The organism is Collinsella aerofaciens (genome assembly GCF_015546965.1).
Classification (GTDB): domain Bacteria; phylum Actinomycetota; class Coriobacteriia; order Coriobacteriales; family Coriobacteriaceae; genus Collinsella; species Collinsella aerofaciens_X.
Genome location: NZ_JADMUF010000005.1, coordinates 1 through 18698, shown reverse-complemented (window position 1 = coordinate 18698; position 18698 = coordinate 1). Strand labels below are relative to the sequence as shown.

13 protein-coding genes are annotated in these 18698 nt (G+C 60.3%); 12 read left to right on the top strand and 1 reads right to left on the bottom strand.

Translation table 11 applies throughout. From position 1 onward, the window contains the following. The first annotated feature begins 182 nt into the window (after positions 1–182). A complete protein-coding gene (nifJ, locus tag I1M21_RS04770) occupies positions 183–3722 on the top strand; it encodes a pyruvate:ferredoxin (flavodoxin) oxidoreductase (protein WP_117655974.1) in 3540 nt (1179 codons plus the stop codon). A 656-nt stretch (positions 3723–4378) separates the two neighbouring features. After that, a complete protein-coding gene (gene arcC, locus I1M21_RS04765; RefSeq protein WP_006235166.1) occupies positions 4379–5341 on the top strand; it encodes a carbamate kinase in 963 nt (320 codons plus the stop codon). Between the two features lie 152 nt (positions 5342–5493). On the opposite strand, the gene I1M21_RS09810 is transcribed toward arcC, so the two are convergent. Beyond that, positions 5494–6495: a C39 family peptidase gene (locus I1M21_RS09810; protein ID WP_229025615.1), complete on the bottom strand. Its 1002-nt coding sequence runs from the start codon at positions 6493–6495 to the stop codon at positions 5494–5496. A 355-nt stretch (positions 6496–6850) separates the two neighbouring features. Here I1M21_RS09810 and I1M21_RS04755 point away from each other — a divergent pair, with 355 nt between their 5' ends. From I1M21_RS04755 to I1M21_RS04710, 10 genes are all read left to right on the top strand, one after another. Beyond that, positions 6851–8302, top strand: coding sequence for an APC family permease (locus I1M21_RS04755; RefSeq protein WP_195192641.1), 1452 nt, complete (start codon positions 6851–6853; stop codon positions 8300–8302). A 131-nt stretch (positions 8303–8433) separates the two neighbouring features. After that, a complete protein-coding gene (locus I1M21_RS04750; protein ID WP_117633809.1) occupies positions 8434–9711 on the top strand; it encodes a metal-dependent hydrolase family protein in 1278 nt (425 codons plus the stop codon). 112 nt (positions 9712–9823) lie between these two features. Further along, a complete protein-coding gene (locus tag I1M21_RS04745; RefSeq protein WP_229025614.1) occupies positions 9824–11215 on the top strand; it encodes a sensor histidine kinase in 1392 nt (463 codons plus the stop codon). Positions 11216–11253: 38 nt separating this feature from the next. Next, positions 11254–11988: a LytR/AlgR family response regulator transcription factor gene (locus tag I1M21_RS04740; RefSeq protein ID WP_195192639.1), complete on the top strand. Its 735-nt coding sequence runs from the start codon at positions 11254–11256 to the stop codon at positions 11986–11988. Positions 11989–12080: 92 nt separating this feature from the next. Next, complete coding sequence (locus I1M21_RS04735) at positions 12081–13025, top strand: zinc dependent phospholipase C family protein (protein ID WP_195192638.1); 945 nt, start codon at positions 12081–12083, stop codon at positions 13023–13025. A gap of 101 nt (positions 13026–13126) precedes the next feature. Beyond that, complete coding sequence (locus tag I1M21_RS04730) at positions 13127–14386, top strand: MFS transporter (protein ID WP_195192637.1); 1260 nt, start codon at positions 13127–13129, stop codon at positions 14384–14386. A 171-nt stretch (positions 14387–14557) separates the two neighbouring features. Further along, on the top strand, positions 14558–15745 hold the full coding sequence (locus I1M21_RS04725) for a glycosyltransferase (protein WP_035136756.1): 1188 nt from the start codon (positions 14558–14560) through the stop codon (positions 15743–15745). Then, the gene (locus I1M21_RS04720; RefSeq protein WP_195192636.1) at positions 15742–17085 is read left to right on the top strand and encodes a histidine kinase; all 1344 of its coding nucleotides are present in this window, start codon (positions 15742–15744) and stop codon (positions 17083–17085) included. Before I1M21_RS04725 ends, I1M21_RS04720 begins: the two co-directional genes overlap by 4 nt. A 72-nt stretch (positions 17086–17157) precedes the next feature. After that, on the top strand, positions 17158–17874 hold the full coding sequence (locus I1M21_RS04715) for a LytR/AlgR family response regulator transcription factor (protein WP_006235156.1): 717 nt from the start codon (positions 17158–17160) through the stop codon (positions 17872–17874). Positions 17875–17968: 94 nt separating this feature from the next. Then, positions 17969–18436 carry a YfcE family phosphodiesterase gene (locus I1M21_RS04710; RefSeq protein ID WP_117821523.1) on the top strand — a complete coding sequence of 156 codons (468 nt, stop codon included), beginning with the start codon at positions 17969–17971 and terminating at the stop codon, positions 18434–18436. Positions 18437–18698: the final 262 nt, after the last annotated feature.

Below are 18698 nucleotides of genomic sequence, written 5' to 3'. Positions count from 1 at the left end.
ACGGGCGGTCGGGTCTGTGGGGCGCATCAGCTGTCCCTCGCCTCGGCATGTCTTCTCTCCACGCCACGTACCTGCTGCTGAGCCTGCCTGCCAGATGATTGGAAGCAACAGCGTAAATCCCATCACACCAACATCCCGGCGATCGCCGGGGCTTGTATACCTATATGATAGGAGAGGGGTATATGGCGCGTAAGTTTAAGTCTATGGACGGCAACGAGGCGGCCGCATATGTTTCGTATGCGTACACCGAGGTAGCGGGAATCTATCCCATTACGCCGTCCAGCCCGATGGCCGACCATGTCGACCAGTGGGCGGCCCAGGGTCGCAAGAACATCTTCGGCACCCCGGTCAAGGTCGTCGAGATGGAGTCCGAGGCAGGTGCAGCCGGTACCGTTCACGGTTCGCTGGGCGCCGGTGCTCTGACCACCACCTACACGGCTTCTCAGGGTCTGCTCCTGATGATTCCGAACATGTACAAGATCGCGGGCGAGCAGCTCCCGGGCGTCTTCCACGTCTCCGCGCGTTGCGTCGCTTCCCACGCCCTGAACATTTTTGGCGATCACTCCGACGTCATGGCTTGTCGTCAGACCGGCTTCGCCATGCTCGCCGAGGGCAACGTCCAGGAGGTCATGGACCTCTCGCCGGTGGCTCACCTTGCCGCCATCGAGGGTAAGACCCCGTTCCTTAACTTCTTCGACGGCTTCCGCACCAGCCACGAGATCCAGAAGGTCGCCATGTGGGACTACAAGGATCTGGCCGAGATGTGCGACATGGACGCCGTCCAGGCTTTCCGCGACCACGCGCTCAACCCTGAGCACCCGCACACCCGCGGTAGCCACGAGAACGGCGATATCTTCTTCCAGAACCGTGAGGCCTGCAACAAGGTCTACGACGAGCTTCCCGCCGTCGTCGAGGGCTACATGAAGAAGATCAACGAGAAGCTCGGCACCGATTACGGCCTGTTCAACTACTACGGCGCTCCCGATGCCGACCGCGTCGTCGTGTGCATGGGCTCCTTCTGCGACGTGCTCGAGGAAGTCATCGACTACCTCAACGCTCACGGCGAGAAGGTCGGCCTGGTCAAGGTTCGTCTGTTCCGTCCGTTCTCCATCAAGCACTTCGTCGACGTTCTCCCCGAGACCGTCCAGAAGATCGCCGTCATGGACCGTACCAAGGAGCCGGGTTCCATCGGCGAGCCGCTCTACCAGGACGTCGTCTCCGCTCTCTACGAGGCCGGCAAGACGGGCATCAAGGTCGTCGGCGGCCGTTATGGCCTGGGCAGCAAGGACACGCCTCCCGCGTCCGCGTTCGCTGTCTTCGAGGAGCTCAAGAAGGACGAGCCCAAGCGCGAGTTCACCATCGGCATTGTCGATGACGTGACCAACCTGAGCCTGCCCGAGGCCGAGGATGCGCCCAACACCGCGGCCCCCGGCACCATCGAGTGCAAGTTCTGGGGTCTGGGTGGCGACGGTACCGTCGGCGCCAACAAGAACTCGATCAAGATCATCGGCGACCACACCGACAAGTACGTCCAGGCCTACTTCCAGTACGACTCCAAGAAGACCGGCGGCGTCACCGTCTCGCACCTGCGCTTTGGTGATTCTCCGATCCGTTCGCCGTACTACGTGACCAAGGCCGACTTTGTCGCTTGCCACAACCCCAGCTACATCGTTAAGGGCTTCAAGATGGTCCGCGACGTCAAGCCGGGCGGCACCTTCCTGGTCAACTGCCAGTGGAGCGACGAGGAGTTCGCCGAGCACATGCCCGCCGTGGCCAAGCGCTACATCGCGAACAACAACGTCAACGTCTACCTGATCGACGCTATCGACCTGGCCGCTAAGGTCGGCATGGGCAAGCGCACCAACACGGTGCTCCAGTCCGCCTTCTTCGCGCTGGCCAAGGTCCTGCCCGCCGAGGACGCCCTGCAGTACATGAAGGACGCGGCTACCAAGTCCTACATGAAGAAGGGCCAGGCTATCGTCGACGCCAACCACAAGGCCATCGATGCCGGCGCTACCGCCTTCCGTAAGTTCGAGGTTCCGGCCGACTGGGCTACCGCCGAGGATGCCGCCCCCGTCGAGCTCTCCGAGGAGACCAAATCCGCTATCGCCCAGCAGGTCAAGAACCTGCTCGAGCCCATCGATCGCATGGACGGCGACAGCCTGCCTGTTTCCGCCTTCGTCGATTGCGCCGACGGCCAGTTTGAGCTGGGCGCCTCCGCATACGAGAAGCGCGGCGTCGCCGTGGTCGTTCCCCACTGGGACGAGACCAAGTGCATCCAGTGCAACCAGTGCGCCTACGTGTGCCCGCATGCCACCATCCGTCCGTTCGCGATGACCGAGGACGAGGCTGCCGCCGCGCCCGAGGCTACCCGCACGCTCGACGCCATGGGTCCCAAGGCCAAGGGCATGAAGTTCACCATGGCTGTGTCCCCGCTCGACTGCATGGGTTGCACCAACTGCGTCAAGGTTTGCCCCAAGGGCGCCCTCGAGATGGTTCCCACCGAGCAGGAGATGGACCAGCAGCCCGTTTGGGACTACATGGTCGAGAACGTCTCCGAGAAGAAGGAGCTCATCGCGGCCAACGTCAAGGGCAGCCAGTTTAAGCAGCCCTACCTGGAGTTCTCCGGCTCCTGCGCCGGCTGCGCCGAGACCGCCTATGCACGTCTGGTGACCCAGGTCGCCGGCGACCGCATGTTCATTTCCAACGCCACCGGCTGCTCCTCCATTTGGGGCAACCCCGCTGCCACCGCTCCTTACTGCAAGGACAAGGACGGTCACGGCCCGGCGTGGAACAACTCCCTGTTCGAGGACAATGCCGAGCACGGTCTGGGCATGGCCGTTGGCTATGAGGCCGTTCAGCACAAGCTGATCGCCGCTACCCAGGACATCATCGCTGCCGATGGTCCGTCCGATGAGCTCAAGGCTGCCGGCCAGGCTTGGATCGACTCCGTCAACGACGCCGAGGCTTCCAAGACCGCTGCCGCTGCCTACGTTGCCGAGCTCGAGAAGTGCGGCTGCGACGCTTCCAAGGCGATCCTCGCCGACAAGGCTTACCTCACCAAGAAGTCCTTCTGGATCTTCGGTGGCGACGGTTGGGCCTACGATATCGGCTTCGGTGGCCTGGACCACGTCCTGGCTTCCGGCCACAACGTCAACGTCTTCGTCTTCGACACCGAGGTCTACTCCAACACCGGCGGTCAGGCCTCCAAGGCCTCGAACCTGGGCCAGGTCGCTCAGTTCGCCGCTGCCGGTAAGGTGACCAAGAAGAAGTCTCTGGCCGAGATTGCCATGAGCTACGGCTACGTCTACGTGGCGCAGGTCGCCATGGGCGCCAACCCGGCTCAGACCCTCAAGGCCATCCACGAGGCCGAGGCCTACGACGGCCCGTCCCTCATCATCGGCTACAGCCCCTGCGAGATGCACTCCATCAAGAAGGGTGGCATGCAGAACTGCCAGGCCGAGATGAAGAAGGCTGTCGAGTGCGGTTACTGGAACCTCTTCCGCTTCAACCCCGAGGCTGCTGCCGGCAAGAAGTTCTCGCTCGATTCCAAGGAGCCCGCGGGCGGTTATCAGGAGTTCCTGATGAACGAGGCCCGTTACGCTTCGCTGACGCGTTCCTTCCCCGAGCGCGCCGAGGAGCTCTTCAAGGAGAATGAGCAGGCCGCTATGGACCGCTATCAGCACCTGCTGAAGCTCAAGACGGTGTACAACGAGGCCTAGGTCTCCCACCGCAGGATCTGAGGGCTAACCTTCGCGGACGTCCTCGGACATGAAAGAACCCCCGCTGCGCACTACGTGCGGCGGGGGTTCTTTCGTCCTACGGAGTGTCCGCGAAGGTTAGCCCTCAGATCCTGCTACGACTACGTCCTCGGATTGTGTGGGCGGATGAAGGACGTAGTTGGCCGGGTATTCCGTCCCCCTTCGCTGTTTCGCGGCTTTGCCGCGAAACCTCGCGCCACTTTGGGGATGGATGGGGGACTTGGCTGTTGCCGCCTTTTCGGAGCTCTTCTTTATTCCTTTTGCTGGATGAAAAGCCCCTTGTTTTTGCAGGGGTGCATACTCGACTTATAAGTGCATAGAATCTCGTATAGTGCGAGTAAGATATTGTGCTGTCCGTTTTGTGTTTAGCAGAGATGTAGTTTGCATAATCTGGCATAATCCTCGCTGCATTTAAATAAAGTCGCACGTAAATGGCGTAGATATGTCTGAGCTGGGGTTCTGTACGCTGAGCGGATAAAAACGACCGTTCACCGTTCCGCTATTTTCAAAATGAATAAAATGAGCGATAAAGAGAATATAAACCTTAATAAACTCGCGTATCGCACGGACGCGGGTTATTAATGGGTTGTAGGCCTTTTACAGAAAGGATTCCAGCAATGTCTAAGCCTCTTGGCAAGCCCGATCGTATTGTCGTCGCCCTTGGCGGCAACGCCCTCGGCAACAACCCCGTCGAGCAGATCGAGGCCGTGAGCAACACCGCCCACGCTCTCCTCGGTCTCATCGAGCAGGGCAACGAGATCATCATCACCCACGGCAACGGCCCGCAGGTCGGCATGATCCAGAACGCTTTCGCCGCTGCCCACGATGCCATCGGTACCCCCGAGATGCCGCTGCCCGAGTGCGGCGCCATGTCCCAGGGCTACATTGGTTATCACCTGCAGCAGGGCATTGGCCGCGAGATGCACAAGCGCTATAAGCGTTGGCACGCCGCCACCGTCGTCACCCAGATCGAGTGCGACCCCGACGATCCCGCGTTCAAGAACCCGACCAAGCCGATCGGCCCCTTCTATACCGAGGAGCAGGCCAAGGAGTTCATGGCCGAGGACCCCTCCAAGGTCTTCGTCGAGGATTCCGGCCGCGGCTGGCGTCGCGTCGTCGCTTCCCCCGATCCCAAGAAGATCGTCGAGGCCGACTCCATCCTCAACCTGCTCGACAACGAGTTCATCGTCATCGCCTGCGGTGGCGGCGGCATCCCCGTCGTCCGCGACTACGAGAACAAGGGCTGCTACAAGGGCGTTCCCGCCGTCATCGACAAGGACCTGGGCGGCGAGCTGCTGGCCGAGGACTGCGACGCCGACGTTCTGTTCCTGCTGACCGCCGTTGAGCATGTCGCCATCAACTTTGGCAAGCCCAACCAGGAGGAGCTCGAGGACCTCACCGCCGATGAGGCCGAGCGCCTGGCCGACGAGGGCCAGTTCGGCAAGGGTTCCATGGAGCCCAAGGTTCGCGCTGCCATCAAGTTCGCCCGTTCCCGCAAGGGCCGCACCTGCATCATCGGCGCTCTGGACAAGGCTGCCGAGACCATGGCCGGCCTCTCCGGTACCCGCATCCACGAGTAGTCTCTACTCTGTTGCCTCTCTCGTGGGCGCCAGGCAAAGCGCCCACAAACTAGCCTCTCTTCATGAGCCCCGCAGTCCGCTCCGACTGCGGGGCTTTTGTTTCAACCCGGCGCTTAGGTATTCACCTAGTCATTGGGGACGTTCTTAAACGACTAGTAGTAGGCCCACATGGCTTCGACTTCGTTGAGGACCTCTACGACGCCCCAGCGACGGGCACTGCGGCTGGCCGAGTTGGGGTCGTAGACGCCAATCTGGTTGGCATCGTCGATGCCGTAGAGCACGATGTAGTGGCCTACGTTGGTAAACGTACCGGGGCGCACTGCGGCGATGACGGGCGCACCCGAGCGAAGTGCTTGGGTAATCGATTCGCGATCGTTATAGAGCTGTGTTCCGTTGAGCCCCAGCTGCCACGCACCGCTTGTCATAAACGACCACTCGGTGGCACCGGTGGGGGCGTAGTTGCCGGCTTCGGCCAGTGCGCATATATCGACCGGCGTCTTATCGGTGTGGCCGGTCTTAAAGATATAGACCATGGTGAGGCAAGTGGGACCGCAGGCGTTTTCGCGAATAGTGCCACCGGCATAGGGCAGCTCCGACCATGCGGGGTCAATTTGGTAGATGTGGGGCATGGCGCCGGCCTGCCATTGCGAGCGTGGGGTCGAGAACGCAAAGGAGTAACCGGGCGCGACGGGAGCTTTAAGCAGCTTGTCCTCGGCAGTGGGCTCAAGACCGGCTGATCCGTGGGAGATGCAGGATCCCAAAAACACAAAGACGAGGCAGGCGGCGATGGAGCAAAGCGCAAGACGTAGGCGGCGGGCCGGAAGCGTGTAGCTTGTGGTATGCGACGCGGGGTGAGGGGCGGAATTGCCGCGATCGCGTTGAGGTCGCGAAAAGGAGCGCTTGACGTAGTAGTCGGTCTTACGACGATCGTAGCGGCGTGGCTGCGATGTGTCGGTCTGTCGTTGGCGTGTGCTCGTGCTCACACGGTCTGACTGCTGCACGGTACGGCTTTGTTGTCGCGAAGAAGCCCCGGGCTGCTCTTGGGGGCGCTGCGGGTTGTCGTTGTCGGAGGTGCTTCTGGGCGTTGGCATGGTGCGGCCGGCAAGGCGCACGCTTTGTGGCCGTTGGTCGCCGTCATTGTATCCGTATGCCATTCGAATCACCTTGCCTCATGTGTAACTTGTCTATCCTACATAAAAAGATGCACGACACATGGGTATGTGCGCCAAAAGCCTGACAAATGGTATGAACGTTGCCGCGCCGCGCGCCAAGCGCCACGGCAACAGGTATTCGAAAGCAGACAAGATGAAAGCGTCCAAGACGAATGACGTCTCCCGCCGTTCGTCCCAAAAACGGTGCCGCTCGTTTTGCAGTTCTGCCTTCGGTCGAGCTACAAGCGGAGCTGCTGCGCCAAGGCCGTATCTTAAAGCCACGAAATAAAAGAGCGCGGCAAAACAGACCGCGCAAGGGGTGACGTCAAGGGGCGTCAAAAAGGAAAGGAGGGGAACAATGGCGGACAAGAACGCAGAAGTTGCAGTCGAGGATAACGGCGGCATGAAGAAAACGCTTTCGCTCTGGAACTTCTTCACCATCGGTTTCGGTGCCATCATCGGTACCGGTTGGGTTCTGCAGGTCGGCGACTGGATGGTCGTGGGCGGCGGTCCCGTTCCCGCTATGATCGCATTCCTCTTGGGTGCAATCTTCCTCGTGCCCGTCGGAGCTGTTTTCGGTGAGCTCACGGCTGCTATCCCCATCTCGGGCGGCATTGTCGAGTATGTCGATCGTAGCTTTGGCCGTACGCTGAGCTACATCACCGGTTGGCTTTTGGCCCTGGGCAACGGCATCCTGTGCCCGTGGGAGGCCATCGCCATTTCGACCCTCGTGTCCGAGATGTTCGGCAGCCTGCCCGGTCTTGAGTGGTTGCGCGCCGTCAAGCTCTACACCATCCTGGGCGCCGACGTTTACCTGTTCCCGACGCTGATCGCGCTCGGCTTCGCAGCCTACGTCATCTTCCTCAACTTCCGCGGCGCCAGCTCGGCCGCCAAGCTCCAGGCCTTCCTGACCAAGGCTCTGCTCTGCGGCATGCTGCTCGCCATGGGCGTCTCGCTGTTCACCGGCTCGCCGGACAATGCCATGCCCGTGTTCTCCCAGGTCACCGGCGCTGGCGGCGGCAAGGCCGCTACCGAGGGCGCCAGCCTGTTCGCCGGCATCGTGTCGGTCCTGGTTCTGACCCCGTTCTTCTACGCCGGTTTCGACACCATTCCTCAGCAGGCTGAGGAGGCAGCCGAGGGCCTCAACTGGAACAAGTTCGGCAAGATCATCTCCCTGGCCCTGCTGGCCGCCGGCGGCTTCTACATGGTCTGCATCTACTCGTTCGGCACCATTCTCGACTGGCATGAGTTCGTTAAGAGCCCGGTTCCCGCGCTTGCCTGCCTCAAGGGCATCAACATGCTTCTGTACCTGGCCATGCTCGTCATCGCCACGCTTGGACCCATGGGCCCGATGAACTCCTTCTACGGCGCCACGAGCCGCATCATGCTCGCCATGGGCCGCAAGGGCCAACTGCCCGAGAAGTTCGCCGAGGTCGATCCCAGCTCCGGCGCTCCCAAGCTCGCCTGCGCCGTTCTGGGCGTCATCACCGTCGTCGGTCCGTTCCTGGGCAAGAACATGCTCATCCCTCTGACCAACGTGTCGGCTCTCGCCTTCATCTTCTCCTGCGGCATGGTCGCTCTCGCCTGCCTGCGCATGCGCTTCACCGAGCCCGACTTGCCTCGTCCCTACGAGGTGCCCGGCGGCAAGTTTGGCATCAGCCTTGCTGTCGCTGCCTGTGCCGTCATCATCGGCCTGCTCGTGATTCCGTTCTCTCCCGCCTCCCTCAACATGGTGGAGTGGAGCATCGTGATCGGCTGGTTGGCTATTGGCCTGGCCCTCATGGCTTTCACCAATTCCCGCAAAAAGTAACGCCGAGCCGGGGCGGATCAGGTGCGCGGGCCCCTCTCTTCCGCGCGCCGAACCCGGCGCCACTTGGGTAGCTTTGCGAGGCCTTAACCCAACACGGCCTCGCCCACTATATGGATCCATAAGGAGGAACCATGTCCACTAAGTATGCAATCGTTGGCGGCAAGCTCATCGACGGTACCGGTGCCGAGCCGGTCGAGAACTCCCTCGTTCTCGTCGACGACAACGGCAAGATCGAGTACGCCGGCGCCATGCAGGACCTTCCCGAGGGCGTTGAGGTCATCGACGCCGCCGGCAAGACCGTCCTTCCCGGCCTGATCGACACCCACCTGCACTTCTCGGGCAACTTGACCGACGATGACACCGACTGGGTCATGCAACCGCTCCTCGAGAAGCAGGCCGTCGCCGTCAAGCAGGCCTACGACTGCCTCACCCACGGCCTCACCACCGTCTGCGAGATCGGCCGCTTTGGTATCCAGATCCGTGACTGCATCGACAAGGGCGTCTTCAAGGGCCCGCGCGTTCTGGCCACCGGCCTTGGCTTCTGCCGCGTTGCCGGCCACGGCGACTCCCACCACTGCAGCCAGGAGCTCAACAAGGAATCGCACCCCTGGGGCGACCAGGTCGACGGTCCTTGGGATCTGCGCAAGGCCGTCCGTCGTCGCCTGCGCGAGAACCCCGATGCCATCAAGATCTGGGCTACCGGTGGCGGCATCTGGCGCTGGGACTCCGGTCGCGACCAGCACTACTGCTCCGAGGAGATTCAGGCCGTGGTCGAAGAGGCCAAGATGGTCGGCATCCCCGTGTGGAGCCACTGCTACAACAACCACGCCGCTGCCTACGATTCCGTTCGCTTTGGCTGTGAGCAGCTGATTCACGGCTTCGATATCGATGAGCGCACCATGGACCTCATGGCCGAGCAGGGCACCTTCTTCACCCCGACGATCGCCTTCCTGCCCACCTGGTACGCCACCTATCCGCCCGTCTACGTCCCCGAGCTGCACGACAAGTACGAGGGCACCCTGGTCGAGAAGGAGCTGCAGCGCAACTACGACTGCCTGCGCGAGGCCAAGAAGCGCGGCGTCGTCATGACGATCGGCTCCGACTCCTTCTCCTTCGTCACCCCGTACGGCACCTGCTCCATCGAGGAGATGTACGAGTTCGTCGACAAGATCGGTTTCACCCCGGTCGAGACCATCACCTGTGCCACCCTCAACGGTGCCAAGATGTGCCACATCGAGGACGAGACCGGTTCCATCGAGGCCGGCAAGTGCGCCGACCTGCTGGTCGTCAACGGTGACGTCGCCGCCGACATCCACGTGCTCAACACCGACAACATGGACGTCATCATGAAGGACGGCTGGATTGTCGAGGCTGGCACCTTCGGCGAGGCAAACAAGTACAGCGCCTAAGCTACCGTTCATCGATGGCTTGATGTAAAACACAGTATTTGATTGCATAATGCAATGGAGAGGGTCGCTTGCGGCCCTCTTTATTGCTATGGGGTGCGTCAGTAAGAAGGAGATGACGGTGGATCTCAATAGGCTGATTCTGGGCAAGAGCTACAACTCTACCAAGGTCTTTCGTACCGCTCAGCATGTGGTTCAAGCCATCTTGCTCGGTATTATCGTTCCGCTGCTTATCCTGCTGCTCATCTGGGATCTAACCGATAATCCCAATCCCGTTCCGGCCGTTGTCGTCATTGCCGGCTTGGTCATGCTGTGCTTCTTCTTCTCGTACGTCTTTGTCGTTCCCGACGACCTCACATCGAGCGCTACCGACCGCACGCTCGCCATCGCGTCGAAAATATTCGCCTACACGTCGCGCGGCCTTACGCCCGAAGCTGCCCTGGGCGCCTCTAAGATCATCCTGTCCGAAACTATCGCCTCTACCATCTGCTTTACCGACGGCAAGCAGGTGTTGGCAAGCTGGGGCGAGGACTCGGCAAAATGCCCCGCGGGCACCCCGGTGGTGCTGCGGACCACGCTCAATGTGATCAACAGCGGTGAGCAAAGCGTGTTCTCGCGCGATGCCTCGACCGAGACGGGTGGCTACTTTCCGCGCCTGCGCGCCGGTATTGTCGCACCGCTTACCGTGCGCGGGCATTGCGTGGGCACGCTCGAGCTGTATTATCCCCGTCTGAGCAGCATCGATATGCGCCAGACGGCGCTTGCCTCGGGCTTTGCCGACCTCATTTCCACGCAGCTTGCAAGCTTTGAGCTCGAGCGCCAGGACGAGCTTACGGCCCGCGTGGAGCTGCGCGCCTTGCAATCGCAGGTCGATCCTCATTTTCTATTCAATACCATCAGCACCATCGTGTCGCTCGTACGTACCGAGCCGGACAAGGCCAGGTCGCTGCTGATCGACTTTTCCAATTACTACCGTCAGACGCTTTCTGATTCCGATACCCTCACAACGCTCGAGCACGAGGTGGAACAGGGCACTCGCTATATCAATCTTATGCAGGCTCGTTATGGCGACGGCCGTCTGCGCGTCTCGGTCGATATCGACTTTGAGGTGCGCGATTGCATGGTGCCGCCGTTTATCTTGCAGCCGTTGCTCGAAAACTGCATCAAGCACGCGCAGCGCGAGACCGAGCCGCTTTCTATTCATGTTAGGGCTTTCGAGACCGATGACGGTTTGGAGATCATCGTCGAGGACGACGGCATCGGTATGAGCGAAGAGGTCTGCGCACATCTGTTTGAGCAGCATCGCCTGGAGGAGCCCGAGAGCATTACCGCCGACGGCTCCGTCAAGCGAGGTTGCGGCCTGGCGCTCTTCAACGTGCTTCAGCGCATCCATTTCTTTTACGGAGAAGATTCCGGCATGCGCGTGAAGTCCCAGGAGGGTGTGGGAACGCAGGTCATCGTCGAGCTGAACGGCGAGCCGCATGAGCCCGCGCCGTTGACGGCGTAGCACGCGGTTGGATTGAGAGAAAAAGAGGGGAAGCACATATGTCCGAAGGCTGGAACATCTTGGTGGTTGATGACGAACCTCCCATTAGGGCTGAGCTACGCTATCTGTTGGAAAAGGATACGCGTGTGGGCCAGATTGCCGAGGCGGGCAATGTCACCGAAGCCGTGGAGTCGATTCTGTCGAACAAGCCCGACGTGCTGTTTTTAGACATTACCATGCCCGGTCGCTCGGGAATTGAGCTTGCCGAGACGCTGCAGAACCTAAAGACGCCGCCGGTGGTTGTGTTTGTGACGGCGTTTGCCGAGTATGCGGCTGATGCCTATAACCTCGATGCCGTCGATTATGTCGTCAAGCCGGTCGAGGACGCACGCCTGTCAAAGGCACTCGACAAGACCGAGGCAGCCTTGGGTGCCCGTCGTGTTATCCACGCTCCGCGCCAGCCTTTACGTCTGACGGTGGACCGCGGGGGCAAAAAGGTGTTCATTCCCGCCGCAGACGTCTGCTACTTTGAGGCGCGCGCCGATTTTTGCAACGCCATCTGCGCCGAGGGAACGTACCTGATCAATGAGTCGATCTCTTCGCTCGAGCGTCGCTTGGGCTCCGAGGGCTTTATTCGCGTTCATCGCAGCTATCTGGTCAATTTGGAAGACGTGCACAATGTTGAGATTGGCTCCACGGGGTTGATGGAGCTCAGGCTTGACCGCGTGAGCTCGACGGTACCGGTGTCCCGTCGTCGTGCCGCCGAGGTCAAGTCGCACCTGGGGCTTGCGTAAGAGGCTTGCGTGTCGTCGTTTACCATCGCAGGTTTGGCATGGGCGCGCGGTGGGCATAATGGGTGGCATCGAATGAAATCGAAAGGATCATTATGCCCGCGCTTATCACCCATCATCTGTTTGGCGAGGAAAGCATCGACCGTCTTCCGCAGGGCGTCATCACGTCCGATGAAGAGCGCATTGCCTTTATCTTGGGCAACCAAGGCCCCGACCCGTTTTTCTTTCACATTCTGACACCGCGTGTTTCCGACTGCACGCTGCTGGCGCAGGTCATGCATCGGTCGCGCATGTCTCGCCAGTTCGCGTGCCTGCGCGACGGCGTGTCGCATCTGCTGCCGCGCGACGCCAGCTTGGGTCGCGCCTTTGCGCTGGGCCTGCTGTCTCATTACGTGCTCGACCGCAACGCCCATCCCTTTGTCTATGAGCAGCAGTTTGGCATCGTGGAGTCCGATTCAGAGCTTGAGGATTCGAGCAGTCAGGTCCATGCCGTGATCGAGAGCGACCTGGATGTACTGATGCTGCAGCTTAAACGCGATGGCGCTACGGTCGACGATTACCCGCCGGCGGGCGAGATCGTCACCACCGATCGCATCAATCGCGTGGCCGGCGTGCTGATGAGCTATGTTGCCGGACGCGTGTACGGCATTGACATTCCGGCGGGGGAGTACGGTGCTGCCGTTGCCAATATGCAGCGACTTTACCGCGCGATTGAGCCGGCCGGCTCCGCAAAGACGCGCGCGATCTCGCTGGTTGAGGGCTTGGTACACGACTACTCGCTGCTCGACGGCCTTGCCCATCGCGTGACGACGGAGCTGCCCGAGCGCACCGGTAACCTGGGCCATCTGACATGGAAGAATCCCTTTACCGACGAGGTCTCGAACGAGAGTTTCCCCGAGGTCTTTGATCGCGCGCTGGTCGATTACGAGTGCACGGTCGCACGTTTTATCGAGATCGGTGACATGGATGCCGTGACCAGTCACGTCAACTACAGCGGTCGCGTGCTCAATGCCGATGAGGAGTTCGACCGCGAGGAATAGGGCCCGTGCGTGCCCCTTTGCCGAATCCTTACCGGCGGTTCTGGACAATTGGGGTACGATGAACTAACTGCATATCGGGCGAATACGAAGGGTCCCTGTCCATGAAATACACCAAGCTCGAGCGTAACTGGGTTATGTATGATGTGGGCAATTCGGCCCTTGTGCTGCTCAATACCTCGGTGGTGCCCATTTACTTTAACGCCATCAATACCGGCGCTTCCTCGGCCGACCTGGTGGTCGCCTGGGGCAATGCGCAGACGATCGCCTCGCTGGTCATTGCCATGCTCATGCCCATTCTGGGCGCGCTTGCTGACTACGCAGGCAACAAGATCAAGTTCTTCTTGGGCTTCTTCCTCACGGGCCTGGTGCTTTGCCTGGCGCAGGCTATCCCAATGTCCGCCATGGCATTTTTGACCGTGTACGTGCTGTGCACCATCGGCCTTAACTCTTCTATGACGTTCTACGACGCCATGCTGCCCGACATTACCACCGACGAGCGCATGGACGCCGTGTCCAGCTCGGGCTATGCCTGGGGCTATATCGGTTCCACCGTGCCGTTCGTCATCTGCCTGGCGCTCATCATGGGTGGCCCTGCTCTTGGCGTCCCCACCATGCTGGCAACGCGTCTGTCGTTTATCATCACCGGTGCCTGGTGGCTCATCTTTACCCTGCCGCTCATTCGCACCTATAAGCAAAAGTACGGTCGCGAGCGCGGTCCCGAGGACACCATCGGCCACATCGTGGGCGGTGTGTTCTCCGAGGTCGGACACACCATGCGCGAGATCGCCCACAACAAGACCGTGCTGGTCTACATGGTCGCGTTCTTCTTCTATATCGATGGCGTCCACACGGTCATTTCCATGGCCACCAGTTACGGCTCGGCTTTGGGTATCGATTCGACGCAGCTTGTCCTGGCGCTGCTCGTTACGCAGTTCGTGGCTTTTCCGTCTGCCATCATCTACGGCAAGCTCGCCGGACGCGTGGGCACGCTCAACATGATCCTGGTGGCCGTTGCCGCCTACATGGGCATTGTGCTGTTCGCCGCGTTCTTCCTAAAGACCGCCTTTGAGTTCTGGGTGCTTGCCATTATGGTCGGCCTGTTCCAGGGCGGCGTGCAGGCGCTCAGCCGTAGCTACTTTGGCCGCATTATCCCCAAGGAAAAGTCCAACGAGTACTACGGCTTCTTTGACATCTTTGGTCGTTATGCAAGCGTTATGGGCACCTTCCTGGTGTCGATCGTCACCTCGCTGACCGGCAACCCGTCGCTGGGCGTCCTTTCCATTGGCGTGCTGCTGATCGTTGGCTTTATGCTGCTGGTCCGCCTGTCCCGCATGACTCGGGCGGCAGAGCATGCCGCATAGGAGCGAGAGGCTATTGTGCCTGTCCACGGTACTCTTTTGGGGTTATCCGCAATAAACATTGCGACTTGCGAGCAATGATTTGCCCAAGTGGGTATGATGGAATCAGCTAGGTCGCGGGGCGTCGCCTGTGTTTGGCGGCGTCCCGTTTTTGTGTTGCAGGGAGGGTAAGGCATGAACGCCACAGTCGTGATTCCAACGTATTGGGCGGGCGATGACGCTTGCGCAAACGCCCCTGGCACCTATGACCATTCGACGCGACTCAACGCCGACAATCCCGAACTCGACCGCTGTCTGGCCTCGCTTGAGCAGGTACGTGACATCCCGCGCATCATCCTTTTGGTGGTCTGTCCCGTTTCTGCCACAGCCGATGTGTCGCTGCGCGTGCGCGAGATTGTCGACGCGCATCCCACGCTCAAGGTCACCGTTGTCACCAACACCCAGGCCTCGCGCATCGCAGACCGGGTTGCTCAGATCGCGCCCAAGGGTTCGGGCGAGTGCGTGAGTCTGCGAGGCTACGGTGCCATCCGCAACATGGGGCTAGCCTGTGCCGCTGTGCTGGGTCATGACGCGGTTATCTTTTTGGATGACGATGAGACTGTCATCGACGCCGACTTTATGAAGCGCGCGACCTATGCGTTGGGGCAGCAGACGCGTCAGGGCTTGCCGATCTTGGTCAAGAGCGGCTATTTCTACGATCGCGACGGCTCGCCGCTGGCTCCCACGGACAAGGCGGGCATCTGCCATCGTTGGTGGACCAAGCGCATCGAGTTCAACCGTTGGATGAAAAAGGCGCTCTCGGGCACCCGCATCTCGCGCTCCAACTACGTGTGCGGCGGCCTGATGGCCCTGCACGCCCGCGCCTTTACGCGTGTGGCCTTTGACCCGTTTATCACCCGCGGCGAGGACTTGGATTACCTCTTTAACATGCGCATGTTTGGCTACGACGTGTGGTTCGATAACGAGTGGACCGTGCGCCATCTGCCTCCGGAGTCCGAAAAGCGCTCACCGCGCTTTATGCAGGATGTATACCGTTGGTACTACGAACGGGCCAAGTTGACATTCGCCGCGCATCAAAAGGAGCTCATTCCCGTTACGGCGGCATCACTCATGCCCTACCCGGGCCCGTGGATTTCGCGCGAGCTCGACGACCGCGTGCGCAAGACCGCTATGGTCCGCAGCGTGTTTACCCGCGAGCATGAGGGCTACCTGCGCATCTGGCGCCATGGTATCGGCGAGGCAAAGGCCTATGCGCGCCAAAACGCTGCAAGCTACCTGCGTTTCCAGAGCTTTTGGCCCAAGATCATGGACGGGCTTTGGCGTGACGCACAACTGATCAGTATCCTGGAGGGGGCCGAATGATCGACCGCCGCGCCCAGCGCGATAGCTCAATATCAATCTTTCGCATCATTGCCGTTGCCTGCGCCATTTGCGTGCTGGTGTACTTTATTTTTGCCTTGGTGACCGGTATCGAGCCGATCGCCACGGTGATTGCCTGCGCGCTGCTGTGCATCTTTCTGTGCATCTTTATCTTTTTGACGCTCAATCCCGATTCGGTGCGCTCCCAGTACACCGAGGAGACGCTCTCGGTGGCCTCGGCCATGCTCGAGGACATTAAGGGCGGTCTGACGCAGGAGTCGGCGCGTTTGGTGTGCCGGCGCATTTTGCCCGAGACGCGCGCCATGACGGTGGCCATCACCGACGAGGACAACGTGCTTGCCTGCGCGGGCGAGTTTGAGGAAAAACTGCTGCCAGATTCTCCCATTCACACGCTTGCCACACGCTACGTTATCGAACATGGCATCGTGCAGTCGTTCAACCGTATGGTGGATGTCGTGGGCTCGGACGGCTCACACAACCAAGTCCCCGCCGGCATTATCGCCCCCATCAAGGTGGGCGATCGTACCGTCGGCACGCTCAAGTTCTACTACAAGACCCCGCGCGCCGTCGACCGTACCCAGTACGCGCTTGCCTCGGGCTTTGCCGAGATCTTGTCCACACAGCTCGCCATCCACGAGCTCGAGGTGCAAAAGGAACTCACGGCGCGCGCCGAGGTGCGTGCGCTGCAGGCGCAGATTAACCCGCACTTCCTGTTCAACACGCTGAACACCATTGCATCGTTTACGCGCACCGACCCGCTGCGGGCCCGCGAACTGCTTCGTGAGTTCTCATCGTTCTATCGTGCCACGCTCGACAACTCGGGATCGCTTATTCCGGTCTCGCGCGAGGTCGCACAGACCAAGCGCTACCTTACCTTTGAGAAGGCCCGCTTTGGCGAGGACCGCGTGCTTGCGACGTTCGATGTGTCTGAGGACGTGGAAGATACGCTGGTGCCGGCGTTCGTGATCCAGCCGATTGTCGAGAACGCCGTGCGTCATGGTATGGGCGATGACGACGCCCTGAGGATCGACGTGACCGTTCACCAAGACGGCGAGGATGCAATCTTGATTGCCGTGGCCGATAATGGCGTGGGCATGGATGAGGGTACCGCCGCCAGACTGTTTGACGAGCGCTCTGCCCGTCCCGACGCCAGCTCTCCCCAGGGTGGCGGCGCCGGTGTGGCCATGCACAATATTTCGGAGCGCATCCATCGCTTTTATGGGCCGCACTCCTATACGCGTGTCGAATCGGCGCCGGGCAAGGGCACCAAAGTGCTCCTTCATCTTGATTTGTCAGAGAGCATCTTTGACATTCAAGAGTAAAATAAAAGGCTACGGGCTCAACGTCATGCGGCGGATGCCCGGCGTAGTTAGTTGACGAAAGGTTTTATCCCTATGCTGCGTGCGATGATTGTGGATGATGAGGCGCCGGCTCGCTCGGAGCTTCGCTTCCTGCTCGAGCAAACGGGCAAGATCGGCACGATCACGGAGGCGTCGAGCGTCCGCTCCGCCATCGAGATGCTTATGGAAAGTCGCGTGGATGTCGTGTTTCTCGATATCTCGATGCCCGGTGCCTCGGGCCTGCAACTTGCCGAGGCGCTGCATAAGCTCAAAAATCCGCCGGCGATCGTGTTTGTGACTGCGTATAGCGACCATGCGGTCGAGGCATTCGACGTGGATGCCGTCGATTATCTGATGAAGCCTGTCGAGGAAGCTCGCTTGGATCGCGCGATCGAGAAGGTCATGCAACGCGCCAAGCCGGTTACGGACAGCAAAGTGACCATCGAGCGTATCCCGGTGGAAAAGGGCGGCCGCAAGGTGCTCATTCCCGTGGACGACATTCGCTTTATCATGGCCAAGGACGATTACTCCTGCATCTATACCGTCGATGATCGCTTTTTGTCGACGACCTCGCTGGCGCAGTTTGAGGCCAAGCTCTGCGATTTTGGCTTCTTCCGTGTTCACCGCCGCTATATCGTCAACTTGGCGTGCGTCACGGATGTGGAGACGGTGCCCTCGGGTGCCATCCAGCTGGGCATTACGGGCGTCGACGAACGCGTTCCGGTTTCGCGTCGCCGCGTCGTGCCGCTCAAGAAGGCCCTGAGTCTCTAGCACACTGGCCCCGCAGCCCTGTAGACCCATCGTCTGCGGAGCCGTGGGGCCTTTTTATGTATCTGCCGAATCGTTTTTTTGCGGAAGGGATCCCATGAACAGCGCAAGTGCCAAGCGTATCGACATCATCTCGGACACCCACGGCTATCTTTCGCCTGCGCTCCTGGATGAGCTTGAGGGCGCAGACCTGATCATCCACGCTGGCGACCTCACGTCGGAGATGGACTACGAGCACCTATGCACCATCGCCCCCGTGCGGGCCGTACTGGGCAACAACGATTACTACCGCGACTACGGCCCCGATGTAGACCGTCTTGCGCTCTTTACCTACGAAGGCCTCAAATTCGCCGTAGCCCACTACCGCGAAGACCTTCCGGTGGGATCCGTAGACGTAGCCATCAACGGCCACACCCACGTAACCAAAGAAGCCCAAGTGGGCCGCTGCTTAGTCCTCAACCCGGGCAGCGCCAGCTACCCCAGAGGCACCCGAGGCCCCACCATGGCCAGAATGCTAGTAAAAGACGGCAAGATCATAAGCACCAAGTTTATTGACCTAGACTAACCGCAACAAAAACGGGGGATGTAAAACCGCATCTCCCGTTTTTTATGAGCCAAAGGCCGAGTTTCAACAAGAATAATCAGACCAATTCCACCGCGGAGAACGGGGACCTCGAGCCGCGGAAGCGGCGAGGAGCAAGAACTGTTTGGACAAAGTGACGGCAGGGAGGGTCTCCGGGGCTGAGGGCGGGGGTTAAGTTTGTCGCGAGTTCCGCACGCAAAGGAAAGCACTTAATGTGCTTTCCGTCTTGCGCAGGACTGTAGAG

What these genes read in the sequence shown, in the direction of transcription:
- nifJ (WP_117655974.1), top strand. Translation starts at nt 183, where the DNA reads ATGGCGCGTAAGTTTAAGTCTATGGACGGCAACGAGGCGGCCGCATAT.
- arcC (WP_006235166.1), top strand. Translation starts at nt 4,379, where the DNA reads ATGTCTAAGCCTCTTGGCAAGCCCGATCGTATTGTCGTCGCCCTTGGC.
- I1M21_RS09810 (WP_229025615.1), bottom strand. Translation starts at nt 6,495, where the DNA reads ATGGCATACGGATACAATGACGGCGACCAACGGCCACAAAGCGTGCGC.
- I1M21_RS04755 (WP_195192641.1), top strand. Translation starts at nt 6,851, where the DNA reads ATGGCGGACAAGAACGCAGAAGTTGCAGTCGAGGATAACGGCGGCATG.
- I1M21_RS04750 (WP_117633809.1), top strand. Translation starts at nt 8,434, where the DNA reads ATGTCCACTAAGTATGCAATCGTTGGCGGCAAGCTCATCGACGGTACC.
- I1M21_RS04745 (WP_229025614.1), top strand. Translation starts at nt 9,824, where the DNA reads ATGACGGTGGATCTCAATAGGCTGATTCTGGGCAAGAGCTACAACTCT.
- I1M21_RS04740 (WP_195192639.1), top strand. Translation starts at nt 11,254, where the DNA reads ATGTCCGAAGGCTGGAACATCTTGGTGGTTGATGACGAACCTCCCATT.
- I1M21_RS04735 (WP_195192638.1), top strand. Translation starts at nt 12,081, where the DNA reads ATGCCCGCGCTTATCACCCATCATCTGTTTGGCGAGGAAAGCATCGAC.
- I1M21_RS04730 (WP_195192637.1), top strand. Translation starts at nt 13,127, where the DNA reads ATGAAATACACCAAGCTCGAGCGTAACTGGGTTATGTATGATGTGGGC.
- I1M21_RS04725 (WP_035136756.1), top strand. Translation starts at nt 14,558, where the DNA reads ATGAACGCCACAGTCGTGATTCCAACGTATTGGGCGGGCGATGACGCT.
- I1M21_RS04720 (WP_195192636.1), top strand. Translation starts at nt 15,742, where the DNA reads ATGATCGACCGCCGCGCCCAGCGCGATAGCTCAATATCAATCTTTCGC.
- I1M21_RS04715 (WP_006235156.1), top strand. Translation starts at nt 17,158, where the DNA reads ATGCTGCGTGCGATGATTGTGGATGATGAGGCGCCGGCTCGCTCGGAG.
- I1M21_RS04710 (WP_117821523.1), top strand. Translation starts at nt 17,969, where the DNA reads ATGAACAGCGCAAGTGCCAAGCGTATCGACATCATCTCGGACACCCAC.